A 15,203-nucleotide genomic window follows, 5' to 3' on the forward strand; every position below is an offset into this window, starting at 1 on the left:
AGCGAAGCGGCCTGCACGGCCTAGTCTTGTTGCCCGAAGGCAACCGCCGAAGCAATGTCGGCGAGAACGAGGGAGCCCCAGTGAGCAGCGATCGGGACGGCGTCTACGTCGGCGACAACGCGGCCGAGGACGACGATGACTGGTCCGATGCCCCGGACTACACCGCTCCGTCCTGGTACACCCAGAGCGCCGCTCCCGGCCCGGCCCAGCCGCCCGTCCAGCAGCAGCCTCCGGTGCAGCAGGCTCCCGTCCAGCAGGCTCCGGTGCAGCAACCGCCGGTCCAGCAGGCCCCCGTGCAGCCCGAGGTGCAGCAGCAGGCGCCCGCGCCGCAGCCTCCGGTGGCCCCCGAGCAGCCCCAGCCCCAGCTCGTACAGCCCCAGCCCGTGCAGCCCCAGCCCGTGCAGGCGCAGGTTCCGCCGGTCGCCGCACCGCCGGTGACGGGTGTTCCGGAGGCGGCTCCGCAGCAGCCCGTGCCGGGCCCCCAGCAGCACGCCGGTCCGGCCACCAACGGGCAGGGCGTGGCCTCGCCGCCGATGGAGCTGGCGTCCGCGCCGCCGCCGGTGCAGGAGGCCCCGCAGCAGCAGCCCCCGGTCCAGCAGCCGCCCGTGCAGCAGCCGCCTCCCGTGTACCCGCAGCAGGGTCAGCAGCCACCGGTCCAGCAGCCGTGGCCCAACCAGCCGCAGCCGCCGGCGTATCCGCAGCAGGGCCAGCAGCCGCCCGTGCAGCAGCCGCCGGTCCAGCAGCCCCCGGTCCAGCAGCCGCCCCCGGCGTATCCGCAGCAGGGTCAGCAGCAGTGGGGCGGGCAGCCGCCGGCCGATCCGCGGGCGGGCGGCTGGCCGCAGGCCGGTCCCGGTCCCGGCCCGGCCTACCAGCAGCACTCGGGCCCGCAGAACGCCCCGCAGGCGCCGGCCCATTTCCAGCAGCCCGGCCCGCAGGCGGCGGCGCACGGCGCGGCGCTGGGCTACACGGCGGCCGTCGAGCTCTCCTCGGACCGACTGCTGCGCGGCCAGCCGAAGGTGCAGAAGCAGCCGCGGTTCCAGTTCGGCGGCAAGTCGGCGCAGGCCGGCAAGCAGCAGAAGCTGGAGCTGATCCGGCACCCGGTGATGACCTGCTACCGGATCGCGGTGATCAGCCTCAAGGGCGGCGTCGGCAAGACCACCACCACCACCTCGCTGGGCGCGACGCTGGCCAGCGAGCGGCAGGACAAGGTCATCGCGATCGACGCGAACCCGGACGCGGGCACCCTGGGCCGCCGCATCAAGCGGCAGACCGGGGCGACCATCCGCGACCTGGTGACGGCGATCCCGCACGTGCGCAGCTACATGGACATCCGTCAGTTCACCTCGCAGGACCCGAACTCGGGCCTGGAGATCGTCGCCAACGACGTGGACCCGGCGGTCTCCACCACCTTCGACGACTCGGACTACCGCCAGGTCATCCAGGTGCTCGGGCAGCACTACCCGATCATCCTGACCGACTCGGGCACCGGTCTGCTGTACTCGGCGATGCGCGGTGTGCTGGACCTCGCGGACCAGCTGATCGTGGTGGCCACGCCCAGCGTGGACGGTGCGTCCAGTGCCTCCACCACGCTGGACTGGCTGTCCGCGCACGGCTACGCGGACTTGGTGCAGCGGTCGATCACGGTGGTCTCCGGGGTGCGCGAGACCAGCAAGATGATCAAGATCGAGGACATCGTGGCGCACTTCCAGACCCGCTGCCGCGGCGTCGTGGTGGTGCCGTTCGACGAGAGCCTGGCGGCCGGCGCCGAGGTCAACCTGGCGATGATGCGGCCGAAGGTCCGGGACGCCTACTTCGAGCTGGCGGCGCTGGTCGGCGAGGACATCGCCCGGGCCCAGCAGCAGGGCGGCTGGCAGGCGCAGCAGCAACAGCAGCAGGGCGGCTGGCAGCAGCAACAGCAGGGCGTCCCGCCGCAGCAGCAGCCCTACCCGCAGCAGTACCCGCAGCAGGGCGGCTACCCGGCGGCCGGTCAGCCGTGGCAGCAGCCGCCGCAGCAGCCGTACCCGCAGCAGGGGGCTCCGCAGCAGGGCGGCTACCCGCCGCAGGGCCCGCCGGTGCCGGGGTACGGCTACCCGCCGCCGCACGAGGCGCCGCCGCCCGGTTACGGGTACCCACCGCCGCAGCACGGCTGAGCGAGCGACAGAAAGCCCCCCGCGAAGGGTTCTTCGCGGGGGGCTTTCCGACGGCCGGGGTCAGGGGCGCTCGGTGAGCTCCCGGGCGCGCTTGACGTCCTCGGCCATCCGCTCCAGCAGGGCGTCGATGCTGTCGAACTTCTCCATCCCGCGCAGCCAGGTGAGGAAGTCGACGGCGACGTGCATGCCGTACAGGTCGAGGCCCACGCGGTCGATGGCGTAGGCCTCGACGGTGCGGGTGGTGCCGTCGAAGGTCGGGTTGGTGCCGACCGAGATCGCGGCGGGCATGGTCTCGCCGTCGGCGGTCAGCCAGCCCGCGTACACGCCGTCGGCGGGGATCGCCGAGTGCGGCACGGTGTCCACGTTGGCGGTGGGGTAGCCGAGTTCGCGGCCGCGCTGGGCGCCCCGGACGACCTCACCCTCGACCCGGTGCGGGCGGCCGAGGACCTCGGCGACGCCCGCCATGTCGCCGGCCGCGACCAGGCGGCGGCACAGGCTGGACGAGAACGGCTCGCCGTCGCCGGCGGTGCCGCGCACCTGGAGGTCGACCACCTCGACCGCGAAGTCGTCGGCCCGGCCGAGTTCGGCGAGCAGTTCGACGTTGCCCGCCGCGCGGTGTCCGAAGCGGAAGTTGGGGCCCTCGACGACGGCCTTCGCGCGCAGCGCGTCGACCAGCACCGACTGCACGAACTGCTCGGGCGACTCCTTGGAGAACGCCGCGGTGAACGGCAGCACCAGGACGGCGTCCACGCCGAGCTGCTCGACGAGTTCGGCCCGCCGGGGCTGCGGGGCGAGCAGCGGCGGGTGGCTGCCCGGACGGACCACCTCGCTGGGGTGCGGGTCGAAGGTGACGACGACGGACTTCGCCCCCAGTTCCCCGGCGAGCTCGACCACCCGATTGATGATCAACTGGTGTCCGCGGTGGACCCCGTCGAACGATCCGATGGTGACGACGCTGCGCCCCCAGTCCCCGGGGATCTCCTCCAGGCCGTGCCAGCGCTGCACCTGACCGCTCCTTGTTCCTACGGTGTGCACACCCGGTGCACTCGAAAGACCGAAACCGAACCCCTATAGCGTGCCATGCGACCGGCCCTGTCCAGGTACCGGAAGGCCTCCGGTGTGACCGGTCAGACGGCCGCCGGGGCGGTCGACCTGCCGTTCGGCCTCCGCGGCGGCGTACTGCGGGTCGCGGCCGGCCGCGGTGAGCGTCCGCATCCTGGTCAGTCGGGGCCCTTCGGGCGGCGGTGCGGCGTCTGCGGGCCAGTCGGCCAGCAGCCTGGCGAAACCGGCCCAGCGGCCCGCGCAGCGCACCAGGACGGCGTCCGCGCCGGGCCAGTGGTCGGCGATCCGGCGGAGCAACTCGCGCACCCGGGACGGCGGGTGGCCGGCGTGGCGGGCCGCCAGCGCCTCCACCACGGCGCCCAGCACCACGGGTGCCCGCTCGGCGGCCAGCAGGGCGTCCAGCAGCCCTGCACGGCCCGTGCCGGGGGCGGCCAGCACCGGGGCGAAGCGGGCCCGCGCCGGGGGCGCTGCGGCGAGCACGGCGGGCAGCAGCGGGCGGCCGTCCCGTCCGGCGTCCAGCAGCCGGTCCAGGTGGTCGGCGACCTGCCCGGCCCGCTCGGGCTGTTCGCGCAGCAGTTCGGCGGCGAACAGCAGCCCGGACCGCACCACCTCCGGGTCCGCGGCCCGGCCGAGCGCCCGCAGTCCGTCGCCGCCCCGGGCCCCGGGCAGCCGCAGCCGTTCGCGGACGGCGGCCAGCACCTCGGCCGGGTACTCCTCGACGAGGTCGCCGAGGACCTCCTCGGTGAGGAACGGGTCGCCGTCCCGGTAGGCGGCCAGCGCGGCGGGCAGGTGCTCGGCGCGGGCCTGCGGGTCGCGCACCAGCAGCGCCAGCGCGGCGCCGTGCAGCGCCGGTTCGTCGTCCCGGCCGAGCAGGGTGCGGGCGGCCAGCCGCAGCAGTTGCGCGCCCGATCCGCCCGCGTGCGGCGCGGTGCGCAGGGCGTGGACGGCGGCCGCGACGTGGCGTTCGGGGCGCGGGTCGTGGCTCCAGCGGTCGACGGCGCGGCACAGCGCGGACGGTTCGCGTTCGGCGAGGCGGCCGAGCAGCGCGTCGGCCCGGGGGTGCGCGGCGGCGACCAGAGCCTCCGTCAACTCGTCGAGGGCGAACTCCCGGTGGTCGAACAGCAGGGTGTCGGCGAGGTCGGCGGCGCCCGGACCCGCGTGCTCGTACCAGCCGCACAGCAGCGGCAGCACGGTGTGCGGGTCGGCGGCGAGCAGGTCGGCGACCCGCTCGCGGACGGCGCGGGCCAGGTCGGCGGGGCCGTCGGCGAGGCGGCCGAGCAGCGCGACCCGGTCGGCGGCGGGCAGCGGCAGGGCGGCCCAGAACGCCGGGCCGAAGCGTTCGTCCCGGCCGGCCCGGTCGGTGAGCAGCTCCAGCAGCTCGCGGTGCGCGCCCGGCTCGGGGCTGCCGGCGATCCCGGCGGCCAGCAGGCGGCCGGCCCACCAGTCGGGGGCGCCGCCGGGTTCGGCGCGTTCCAGGGCCAGCCGGATGCGGTGCAGCCAACCGTCCAGCGCGGCCGCGCCGCGGGCCGCCGCGACCCGGCGCAGCGCCCCCGCCACGACGCCGACCCGGGCCCGGCCGACGGCGCCCTGGCGGCTCTTGGCCGCGGCCGCCGCCACGGGCGGGAGGACGTTGCGGGCCACCGGGTCGCGGGGGGTGTCGCGGGGGGTGTCGGCGGGGGTGTCGCCGCCGGTGGCCTCGTCCTCGGCGAGCAGCAGGCGCAGCGCCGCGTCGAGGTCCAGGTGCAGGCTCTGCAGCCACTCCCCCCACTCCTCGTGGCCGGCCCGGTGGCCGGTGCCGGCGGGCACCAGCAGGCGTTCCTCGTGGACGGCCCGCGCCCAGCCGCCGGCGGCGGGGAACAGCCGGTCGAACTCCTCGGCGGGCAGCGCCCCGTCGCCCGCGCCGAGCATCAGCCGGGCGGCCTCGTGCAGCCGTCCGGCGGCGACGGCGGCCAGTCGGCGCACCTGGCGGGCGTCCTCACCGGGCGGGACGGGGCCGCCGCGCCGGTGGCGGCGCTGGCCGCCGGAGGCGAGCGCGATCCGGCGTGCGACGGTCAGGCAGGCCAGGTCGAGCCAGCCGTCGAAGAGTTCGGTGCGGTCGGCGACCGGCCCGTGCACGCCGGCGCCGTGCAGGTCGCCGGCCAGTCGCAGCGCCAGCGGGTGGCCGTGGTCGGCGGGGCCGAGGAAGGACTCGGGCAGGCCGTAGCGCCGGCCGGCGCGGGCGGCGGCGTCGTCGGTGAGCGGGCCGAGCCAGAGCGCCCGGGCGGCGGCCCGCCAGGGGCCGAGCTGCTGCCAGCCGTCGGGGCGGCAGGCGACCAGGGCGCGCGCCCGGTGGGCCCGCAGCCAGTCCAGGCCGTCGGCCAACCAGCGGGCGGACAGCGCGAGTTGGGCCTCCTCGGGCCCGTCGAGGACGAGCAGCAGCGGGCGTCCGCCGTCGGCGCAGCGTTCGGCGAGCTCCGCCGGGGCGACCTCGGGGACGCCCAACTGTCGGGCGGCGGCGGCGAGTCGGCGGCGCAGGGTGTCGTCGAGGGCCTGGTCGTCGAGGGCGAGGTCGGCGCCGCGCAGCCAGAGCGTGGGCAGGGGTTCGGCGGCGCCGGCCCGGCGGACGGCGAGCGCGGCGAGTTCGGTGGTGCGCCCGCTGCCGGCTTCGCCGAGCAGCACGGTGAGGGTGTCCTGCGGTTCCTCGCCGCTGAGGCCGTCGGGCCGGTCGACGCGGTCGGCGGCGAGTTCGGTGATCCGGCCGGGCCCGGCGGTGGCGGCGTCCAGCTGGGTGGCCGTCAGGCGCAGTCCGCCGGCCAGGTTGAGGGCGCGGCCGAACGCGGGCACGCCGGAGGCGTTGCGGGCCAGCAGCAGGCCGAGCGGGCCGTCTCCCGGCGGTCCGGCCACGGACAGCGGGACGGCGGCCACCCCGGCCCCGCCGGCGGTGCGGACCCGGGGTGCGACGACGGCCAGCACCGCGCCGGTCTCGGGGTCGAGGACGGGCGCGCCGGCCACCGGCGCCGCCGGGAGGTCGAGCAGCAGCACGCCCGGCACGGTACGGGTCTGCGCGCCCTCCCCGCAGCGGCCGTTCTCCCGACCGAGCAGGCCGCCGCGGGCCAGTGCGGGCGCGCCGTCCTCCCAGCGCTGGTGCGGCACCACGACGGCCCCGCCGACGTCGCCGCGCCCGATCGGCAGCGCGCGGCCGGGCACGCCGCCGACGGCGGTGGTGCGCAGCAGGGCGAGGCCGTGCTCGGGCAGCAGGTCGACGCTGTCCGGTCCGAGCACCCTGGACTGCCCGCCCGGGGTGTGCAGCACCAGCCTGGGCAGGCCTGCCACCGCCTCGTGCGCGGTCACCACCGTGCCCTGCCGGTCGGCGACGAACCCGAGGCCGCACAGCCGGCCCTGCACGTCCCGGATCCGCAGCAGCCCGTGCGCCGGGTCGCCCGCGAAGCCGGCGCTCGCGCCCTCGCCCATCCCGCCGGTCCTCCCTCCGCTCTTCCGGCCGCTGTTCCGGCCGCCGGTCAGCCTGCCCCCCACCAGCCCCACAGCACCCCGCGCGCCCCGCTCACCACACCCGTTCACCTCGCGCGCCCCCGCCGACACGCCGTGCAATGCCGCGTCCGCCCCCGAAAACCGGTGGGCCGGGCGGCGGCCGCTCTGCCACCATCCCGGCATGGACGTCCGTCTCGACCCCTGGTCCGACTCCCGTTTCGCGCTGCTGGAGCGCATCAACACCCCGGCGATGCGCCGGCACGTGGGCGGTCCGGAGACGCCGGAGCAGCTGCTGCACCGCCACCGCCGCTACCTCGCACTCCCCGCGCAGGGCGGCGTGATGTTCGCGGTCCTGGCCGACGGCGCGCCCGCCGGTTCGATCGCCTACCACCGCCGCGAGTGGCGGGGCGAGGAGATCTGGGAGACCGGCTGGAACGTGCTGCCCGAGTTCCAGGGCCGCGGCCTGGCCGTCGCGGCCGGGCGCCTGATGCTGGCCGCGCTGCGCGAGGCGGTCGCCGCGGACGCCGCCGCTCCCGGCACGCTGCACGCCTTCCCCGCCGCCGACAACGCCGCCTCCAACGCCCTGTGCGCCCGCCTCGGCTTCACCGACGCGGGCCCGTGCGAGTTCGAGTACCCGCAGCGCTCCGGCCGCTTCCTGCACAGCCACGACTGGCGCCTGGCCCTGCGCCGAAACGCCGGGCGGCCCCGGCGGAGAATCTCCACCGGGGCCGCCCCGCAAACTTGTTGACGCCGCGTCAGCCGACGAACACCGCGACCGGCTTGGCCTTGCCGCCGTGCTCCTCGACCAGCGCCAGGAACCGGCCGTCCGGGTCGAAGACCGCGATCGGCCCGTCCACGCCGAGGCCGGGCGCGGGCAGCCGCACGCCGTTGGAGAGCAGCTTGGCCTGGTCGGCGTCGATGTCCCAGCGCGGGAACGCGGCCGCGGCGGCCTCGGCGATCGGCAGGACCTCCAGCTTCTCCTCCAACTGCTCGATGGTGTGCGCCGATTCGACCGAGTACGGCCCGACCTTGGTGCGCCGCAGCATGGTCAGGTGCCCGCCGACGCCGAGCGCGGCGCCCAGGTCGCGGGCCAGCGCGCGGATGTACGTGCCGGAGGAGCACTCGACGGTGACGTCGAGGTCGAGCACCGGCGTGCCGTCCTCGGCGACCGCGGGGCGCACCTCGTGCACCGTGAAGGAGTGCACGGTGGTCGGCCGGGCGGCGAGTTCGAAGTCCTCGCCCTCACGGACCCGCGCGTACGAGCGCTTGCCGTCGATCTTGATGGCGCTGACCTTGGACGGCACCTGCATGATCTCGCCGGTGAGCTTCGCGATCTCGGCGTCGATCGCCTCCCGCGCCACCCCGTCGGCGGGGGCGGAGGCGGTGACCTCGCCCTCCCGGTCGTCGGTGATCGTGGTCTGCCCGAGCCGGACGGTGGCGTCGTAGGTCTTGGCGGTGAGCATCAGATGCCCGAGCAGCCGGGTGGCCCGCTCGACGCCGATCACCAGCACGCCGGTGGCCATCGGGTCGAGGGTGCCGGCGTGCCCGACCTTGCGGGTGCCGGCCAGCCACCGGAGTTTGGCGACCACGCCGTGCGAGGTGATGCCCTCCGGCTTGTCGACGATGACCAGCCCGTCGGGGCCCGTCCCTTTACGCTTCATCGCTCATCGTTCCAAAATCCGTGCGCATTCTCTGCGCAACCGCCTTGCGCGGACCGTCCACCGAACCGGACGAGCCTAGCGCGCGGTCTCCTCCGCCAACGCCGCCCGGAACCGTTCGACGGTCTCCGGCACCCCGGCGCGGGCCGAGAACCCGGCCGCGAAGACGTGCCCGCCGCCGTCCATCCGGGCGCACGCCGCGGCCACGTCGACCGCGCCCCGGGAGCGGCAGGAGCCGCGCAGGGTGCCGTCCGGGTCCTGCTTGAGCACCAGCGCGACGTCCGCCTCGGCGGGTTTGCGCAGCACGTCGATCAGGCCCTCGATCTCCTCGACGGTGACGCCGAACAGCGCGAGGTCCTGGTACGGCACCCAGGTCCACACCAGCCCGTGCCCGCCGGCCTCCTCGGGCTCGAACACGGCGCGCTCCAGCGCCCCGGCGAGCACCTTCAGGTAGCCGAACGAGGTGGTGTCCCACAGCTGCCGGGAGATCAGGTCGTGCCGGATCCCGGTGGCCAGCATCCGCCCGGCCATCTCGTGGGTGGCGGGCGTGGTGGCCCGGTACTTGAACGAGCCGGTGTCGGTGGCGATGCCGGTGTACAGGCAGGCCGCGATCGCCCGGTCCGGCTGGACGCCCAGCCGCCGCAGCAGCTCGTCGACCAGGACGGCGGTGGCGGGCGCGGACGGGTCGATCAGCCGGACGTCGCCGAAGCCGGGGTTGGAGGCGTGGTGGTCGAGGACGACCAGGTCGGCGGCGGCGAACGCCTTGTCGCGCAGCAGGCCGAGCCGTTCCTCGGAGGCGGCGTCGAAGGCCAGCACCAGCGCGGGTGCGTCGGGCACCGCGGCGGCCGGGACGATCAGCTCCTGCCCGGGCAGGAAGGACAGCGACTCGGGAATGATCTGCGGGTCGTCGCCGAACGACACCCGCACCCGCTTGCCGAGGCCGCGCAGCGCCAGCGCGGCGGCCAGCGCGGAGCCCAGCGCGTCGCCGTCGGGGCAGATGTGGCAGATCAGGTCGATCTCGTCGGTGCCGGCGATCAGTTCCAGGGTCCGCGCCCAGGCGGCCTCGAACGGCCGGCCGGGCTCGGGGGTCGACGACCCGCTGCGCGGGCCCGGAAACACCGCGAGGGCGGTCTCCACCTCGACAGTGGAGACCGCCCCCGCGGCGCCGGACTCGGCCGGGATTCCGGCCGTGGTCACTCGTCCTCGTCGTCGTCGCGGGCCGACTTGTACGGGTCGGCCTCGCCTGCGTAGTCGGCCCCGGCAGCGACGGTGCGGACGGCGGCGTCGGAAGCCCGGGCCTTGTCCAGCAGGTCGTCGATGTTCCGGGCGTTGTCCGGCAGGGCGTCGGCGACGAAGGTCAGGGTCGGCGTGAACCGCACCCCGGTCTGCTTGCCGACCTCGGAGCGCAGGATGCCCTTGGCGCTCTCCAGCGCGGCCGCGCTGGACTCCCGCTCGGTCTCGTCGCCGTAGACGGTGTAGAAGACGGTGGCCTCGCGCAGGTCACCCGTCACCCGGGCGTCGGTGATGGTGACGTACCCGAGTCGCGGGTCCTTGATCCGGCGTTGCAGGGTCTCCGCCACGACCACCTGAATGCGGTCCGCGAGCTTGCGCGCCCTTGCGGTGTCGGTCACGTTGCCTTGCCTCCTCGTGCAGTAGGCGCGTACCCGGGTCATGACCTCGACCCGGTGGGGCCATCTCCCCAACGTACCCGCCCGCGCCCAGCCTTGTGGGCGCTCCGGTTCCGATGCGGGTGTGACAGTGGTGACGCCCGCAGGTCATTCGTCGTCGTCGTGGTGGTGGCGCCTCCTCGCGGAGAGCAGCATCACCTCGGGGCGGCCCGCCACGAGCCGCTCACAGCTGTCCAGGATCTCGTTGACGTACCCGGCGTCGCCGGACACCACCGCAACGCCGATCTCGGCCCTGCGGTGCAGATCCTGGTTCCCGACCTCTGCGGCGCACACGCTGTACTTGCGCTGCAGTTCGGCCACGATGGGCCGCACGATCGACCGCTTCTCCTTCAGCGAGTGAACGTCGCCGAGGAGCAGGTCGAAGGTGAGAGTACCTACATACATGTAGTGACAGGCCTGGCCGGCCTGGGGGCCTCGAAGGATTCCCGACAGCCAGGACCCTAACAGCGCGGCCGGGGCCGGTCGACGGGATAACTGCACCCCGTCGGCCGACCCCGGTCAGCAGCCGTTACGCGCGCGGCTTCTCGCGCATCTCGTAGGTCTCGATGACATCCTCGATCTTGATGTCGTTGAACGAGCCCAGCGTGACACCGGCCTCGAAGCCCTCGCGGACCTCGGTCGCGTCGTCCTTGAAGCGGCGCAGACCCTCGATGTTGAGGTTCTCCGCCACGACCTTGCCGTCGCGCAGCAGGCGGGCCTTGGTGTTGCGGCGGATGATGCCTTCGCGCACCAGGACACCGGCGATGTTGCCGAACTTGGAGGAGCGGAACACCTCGCGGATCTCCGCGGAGCCGAGGCGCACCTCCTCGTACTCGGGCTTGAGCAGGCCCTTGAGCGCGGCCTCGATCTCCTCGATCGCCTGGTAGATGACCGAGTAGTACCGGATGTCGACGCCTTCGCGCTCGGCCGCGGTACGGGCACGCCCCTCGGCGCGCACGTTGAAGCCGATGATGATGGCGTCCGAGCCCATCGCCAGGTCCACGTCGGACTCGGTGATGGCACCCACACCGCGGTGCAGGACCCGCAGCTCGACCTCTTCGCCCACGTCCAGCTTGACGAGAGCGTCTTCCAGGGCCTCGACCGAACCGGAGACGTCACCCTTGATGATGAGGTTGAGCTTCTCGATGTTGCCGGCGGCCAGCGCGGCCTCGAAGCCCTCCAGCGACACGCGGACGCGACGCTGGGCCATCGAGGCGTTGCGGTCGCGGGCGGCGCGCTTCTCGGCGATCTGACGGGCGGTGCGGTCCTCGTCGACGACGATGAAGCTGTCGCCGGCGCGGGGCACCGAGGTCAGACCGAGCAGCAGCACCGGACGGGACGGGCCGGCCTCGGAGAGGCTGTTGCCGTTCTCGTCCAGCATCGCGCGGACGCGGCCGTAGGAGTCGCCGACGACGATCGAGTCGCCGACCCGCAGGGTGCCGCGCTGGACGAGCAGCGTCGCCATGGCGCCGCGGCCCTTGTCCAGGTGGGCTTCGATCGCGATGCCCTGGGCGTCCTGCTCGGGGTTGGCGCGCAGGTCGAGCGAGGCGTCCGCGGTCAGGACCACGGCCTCCAGCAGTTCCTCGATGTTGAGGCCCTGGCGGGCGGAGATGTCGACGAACATGGTCTCGCCGCCGTACTCCTCGGCCACCAGACCGAACTCGGTCAGCTGACCGCGGACCTTGGTCGGGTCGGCGCCCTCGACGTCGATCTTGTTGACGGCGACCACGATCGGCACACCGGCGGCCTTGGCGTGGTTGAGCGCCTCGACCGTCTGCGGCATGACACCGTCGTTGGCCGCGACCACCAGGATCGCGATGTCGGTGGACTTGGCACCACGGGCACGCATGGCGGAGAACGCCTCGTGACCCGGGGTGTCGAGGAAGGTGATCGGACGCTGTTCGCCGTTCACCTCGGTGACCACCTGGTAGGCACCGATGTGCTGGGTGATGCCGCCGGCCTCGCCCGCGACCACGTTGGTCTTGCGGATCGCGTCCAGCAGTCGGGTCTTACCGTGGTCGACGTGACCCATGACGGTCACCACCGGCGGACGCGGAGCCAGCTGCTCCTCGTCGCCCTCGTCGACACCGAAGTCGATGTCGAACGACTCCAGCAGCTCACGGTCCTCGTCGTCCCGGCTGACGATCTCCAGCACGAAGCCCATCTCGTCCGCCAGCAGCTGCAGCGTGGCGTCGGAGACCGACTGGGTGGCGGTGACCATCTCACCGAGGTTGAACATGACGGAGACGAGCGCGGCCGGGTTGGCGTTGATCTTCTCCGCGAAGTCCGTCAGCGACGCACCGCGCGACAGGCGAACGGTCGAACCGTTGCCGCGCGGCAGCATCACACCGCCGACGGACGGGGCCTGCATGGCCTCGTACTCCTGGCGCTTCGCGCGCTTCGACTTCCGGCCACGCGCCGGACGGCCACCGGGGCCGCGACCGAACGCACCCTGCGTGCCACCACGGGCACCCGGGCCGCCGGGACGACCGCCGAAGCCACCGGGACGGGCACCGCCGCCGCCGAAGCCGCCGCCACCGGTGCCACCCGGACGGGGACCGCCGAAGCCGCCACCGGCCGGACGCGAGCCCGGACCGGCCGGACGGCCCTGGAAGCCCGGACGGGCGCCACCCGGAGCACCCGGACGCGCACCGGGACCACCCGGACGCGCACCGGCACCCGGACCCGGACGCGGGCCCGGACGCTGCGGCATCATGCCGGGGTTCGGACGGGGCATGCCGGACGGGCTCGGCGCGCCGGGGCGCGGACCGGCCGGACGGGGCATGCCGTCGGGACGCGGAGCACCGGCACCCGGAGCACCGGGACGCGGGGCGCCACCGGGACGGGGACCGCGCTCACCGGCCGGGGCACCGCCCGGACGGGGGGCACCCGCACCCGGACCGCCGGAACGGGGACCGCGCTCGCCACTGGGACGGGGACCGCGCTCGCCGGCCGGACCACCCGGACGCGGAGCACCGGCGCCCGGAGCACCCGGACGCTGGCCGCGCTCGCCGGACTGACCGCCCGGACGCGGGGAGGACGGACGGGCCATGCCCGACGCGCCACCCGAGGTGAAGGGGTTGTTGCCCGGACGCGGACCGGCCGGACGCGGGCCCGGACGGGCCGCGGGGTTGGCCGGAGCCGGCCGCGGGGCGGCCGGACGCGCCGGAGCCTCACCGGCCGGAGCCGGGGAGGAGAACTCGGCCGCCGGGGCGGGCGCGGCAGGCGCGGCCGGCGAAGCCGGACGGGCAGCCGGGCGCGGACCCGGGGTCGGCGCCCCGGCGGGCTTCGGCGCAGCCGAGCCCGCGGCGGGCGCGGGAGTGGTCGGACGGGGGCCCGGCGTCACGGTCGGACGCGGGCCGGGGGTGGGGGCACCCGGCTTGGGTGCGGCCGAACCGGCGGTGCCGGACGGCTGGGGCGCCGCGGGCTTCCGCGGGCCAGGCTTCGCGGAGGACGCGCCGCCGGACGGCGGGGTCGCTCCCAAAGCGTCAGTCAACTTGCGCACGACCGGCGCCTCGATCGTCGAGGACGCCGAACGCACGAACTCGCCCAGCTCGGTGAGCTTGGCCATGACGGCCTTGCTCTCCAGACCCAGCTCCTTGGCGAGTTCGTAAACCCGGACCTTAGCCACTTCGCTCCTGTCTATACGTCCGGGGTATTCGTCCGCCGGACTGTCGCTACTTCATGGGCGTACTCATCGCGTACTCATCGAGTGCTCATCGCAATCTCGACCTACTTCCATCTCGCGAGGTACCTGACTTTGTGGCACACGGCGATGTACCCACTGCCGTGCGCTGGTGCGTGTTGCCGGACGCAAGGCCCGTCAGTGGGCCAACTGACCGTCGGCCGGACTTGCTCCTGCCCCGACGTACTCCCGCAGGGCACCGGGTTCGAGCGTGCCCTGGACCCGGAAGGCCCTCGGGAACGCCCGGCGGCGGACCGCGAGGTCGAGGCAGTTCGGTACGGGATGCAGATACGCGCCCCGGCCCGGCAGTGTGGCGCGGGGATCGGGGACACACTCGCCCTCGCCCGCCACGACACGCAGCAGCTCATGCTTGGCCGCTCGCTTGCGGCAGCCCACGCAGGTGCGTTCAGGGCATGCACGGGCATACGTCCGGCCAGACACGCTCAAGTCTACCCCTCCGAAGGGACTCGCCGCCGCCGAGTAGATCTCCGGAGGCTGGGAACAACGCTTGCTACCGGCTCGACGAGTCCTCAACCGGGACTTCGGTGTCCGGACGGATGTCGATCCGCCAGCCGGTGAGACGGGCGGCGAGGCGGGCGTTCTGCCCCTCCTTGCCGATCGCCAGCGACAGCTGGTAGTCCGGCACGATCACCCGGGCGGACCGCTGCGCCAGGTCGACGATCTCGACCTTGGTCACCCGCGCGGGCGACAGCGCGGCCGCGACCATCTCGGCCGGGTCCTCCGACCAGTCCACGATGTCGATCTTCTCGCCGTGCAGCTCGGCCATCACGCCGCGCACCCGCATGCCGTTCGGGCCGATGCAGGCGCCCTTCGCGTTCAGGCCCTGGCGACGCGACCACACCGCGATCTTGGTGCGGTGGCCGGCCTCGCGGGCGATCGCCGCGATCTCCACCGAGCCGTCCGCGATCTCCGGGACCTCCAGCGCGAACAGGCGCTTCACCAGGCTCGGGTGGGTCCGCGACAGGGTCACGGACGGGCCGCGGACACCGCGACGCACGCCCACCACGTAGCACTTCAGGCGGGTGCCGTGCCGGTAGTCCTCGCCCGGGACCTGCTCCTGCGGCGGCAGGATGGCCTCCAGCTTGCCGATGTCGACCAGGATGTTCTTCGGGTCGTTGCCCTGCTGGACGACACCGGTGACGATGTCGCCCTCCTTGCCGGCGTACTCGCCGAAGGTCTTGTCGTCCGCAGCGTCCCGCAGCCGCTGCAGGATGACCTGCTTGGCGGTGGAGGCGGCGATCCGGCCGAACCCGCTCGGGGTGTCGTCGAACTCCTTGGGCTCCACGCCCTCGTCCAGCTCGGCCGCGTCCTCCAGGGCCCACACCGTCACGTGGCCGCTCTTGCGGTTCAGCTCCACCCGCGCGCGGCGGCGCGAGCCCTCGGTGCGGTGGTACGCGATGAGGAGGGCCGACTCGATCGACTCGACCAGCAGGTCGAACGGCACGCCCTTCTCGGTGACCAGCCCGCGCAGGGCACTCATGTCGATGTCCAC

At 74.5% G+C, this 15,203-nt stretch carries 11 protein-coding genes; 2 read left to right on the top strand and 9 right to left on the bottom strand.

Going from position 1 to position 15,203, the window contains the following annotated elements; genetic code table 11:
• The first annotated feature begins 80 nt into the window (after positions 1 to 80).
• The gene (locus AMK19_RS32275) at positions 81 to 2,150 is read left to right on the top strand and encodes a MinD/ParA family ATP-binding protein (protein WP_073818809.1); all 2,070 of its coding nucleotides are present in this window, start codon (positions 81 to 83) and stop codon (positions 2,148 to 2,150) included.
• 60 nt (positions 2,151 to 2,210) lie between these two features.
• Here AMK19_RS32275 and AMK19_RS32280 read toward each other — a convergent pair whose 3' ends face one another.
• Together AMK19_RS32280 and AMK19_RS32285 are read right to left on the bottom strand one after the other, a co-directional pair.
• Positions 2,211 to 3,155, bottom strand: coding sequence for a bifunctional riboflavin kinase/FAD synthetase (locus tag AMK19_RS32280; RefSeq protein ID WP_073818811.1), 945 nt, complete (start codon positions 3,153 to 3,155; stop codon positions 2,211 to 2,213).
• Positions 3,156 to 3,218: 63 nt separating this feature from the next.
• Positions 3,219 to 6,662 (bottom strand): serine protease, encoded by a 3,444-nt coding sequence (locus AMK19_RS32285; protein ID WP_073818813.1) that lies wholly within the window; start codon positions 6,660 to 6,662, stop codon positions 3,219 to 3,221.
• A 199-nt stretch (positions 6,663 to 6,861) separates the two neighbouring features.
• Between AMK19_RS32285 and AMK19_RS32290 the strand changes: the two genes are divergently transcribed.
• Complete coding sequence (locus tag AMK19_RS32290) at positions 6,862 to 7,428, top strand: GNAT family N-acetyltransferase (protein ID WP_073818815.1); 567 nt, start codon at positions 6,862 to 6,864, stop codon at positions 7,426 to 7,428.
• A gap of 7 nt (positions 7,429 to 7,435) precedes the next feature.
• Here the strand turns inward: AMK19_RS32290 and truB are convergent, their stop codons facing one another.
• The 7 genes from truB to nusA all read right to left on the bottom strand — a co-directional run bounded on the left by truB (position 7,436) and on the right by nusA (position 15,203).
• Positions 7,436 to 8,341 carry a tRNA pseudouridine(55) synthase TruB gene (truB, locus tag AMK19_RS32295; RefSeq protein WP_073818817.1) on the bottom strand — a complete coding sequence of 302 codons (906 nt, stop codon included), beginning with the start codon at positions 8,339 to 8,341 and terminating at the stop codon, positions 7,436 to 7,438.
• A gap of 75 nt (positions 8,342 to 8,416) precedes the next feature.
• Positions 8,417 to 9,535, bottom strand: a complete 1,119-nt coding sequence (locus tag AMK19_RS32300; protein WP_241844696.1) for a DHH family phosphoesterase — start codon at positions 9,533 to 9,535, stop codon at positions 8,417 to 8,419.
• Positions 9,532 to 9,969, bottom strand: a complete 438-nt coding sequence (gene rbfA / locus AMK19_RS32305; RefSeq protein WP_073818819.1) for a 30S ribosome-binding factor RbfA — start codon at positions 9,967 to 9,969, stop codon at positions 9,532 to 9,534. The genes AMK19_RS32300 and rbfA overlap by 4 nt, the downstream gene beginning before the upstream one ends.
• Before the next feature lie 144 nt (positions 9,970 to 10,113).
• A complete protein-coding gene (locus AMK19_RS32310; protein ID WP_073818821.1) occupies positions 10,114 to 10,410 on the bottom strand; it encodes a DUF503 domain-containing protein in 297 nt (98 codons plus the stop codon).
• A gap of 124 nt (positions 10,411 to 10,534) precedes the next feature.
• Positions 10,535 to 13,636 carry a translation initiation factor IF-2 gene (infB, locus tag AMK19_RS32315; RefSeq protein WP_073818823.1) on the bottom strand — a complete coding sequence of 1,034 codons (3,102 nt, stop codon included), beginning with the start codon at positions 13,634 to 13,636 and terminating at the stop codon, positions 10,535 to 10,537.
• Positions 13,637 to 13,828: 192 nt separating this feature from the next.
• Entirely contained in the window at positions 13,829 to 14,131 is a 303-nt protein-coding gene (locus AMK19_RS32320; protein ID WP_073818871.1) for a YlxR family protein, read from the bottom strand.
• Positions 14,132 to 14,201: 70 nt separating this feature from the next.
• A complete protein-coding gene (gene nusA / locus AMK19_RS32325) occupies positions 14,202 to 15,203 on the bottom strand; it encodes a transcription termination factor NusA (RefSeq protein WP_073818825.1) in 1,002 nt (333 codons plus the stop codon).

This window comes from Kitasatospora sp. CB01950 (genome assembly GCF_001905465.1).
In the GTDB taxonomy this organism is placed as follows: domain Bacteria; phylum Actinomycetota; class Actinomycetes; order Streptomycetales; family Streptomycetaceae; genus Kitasatospora.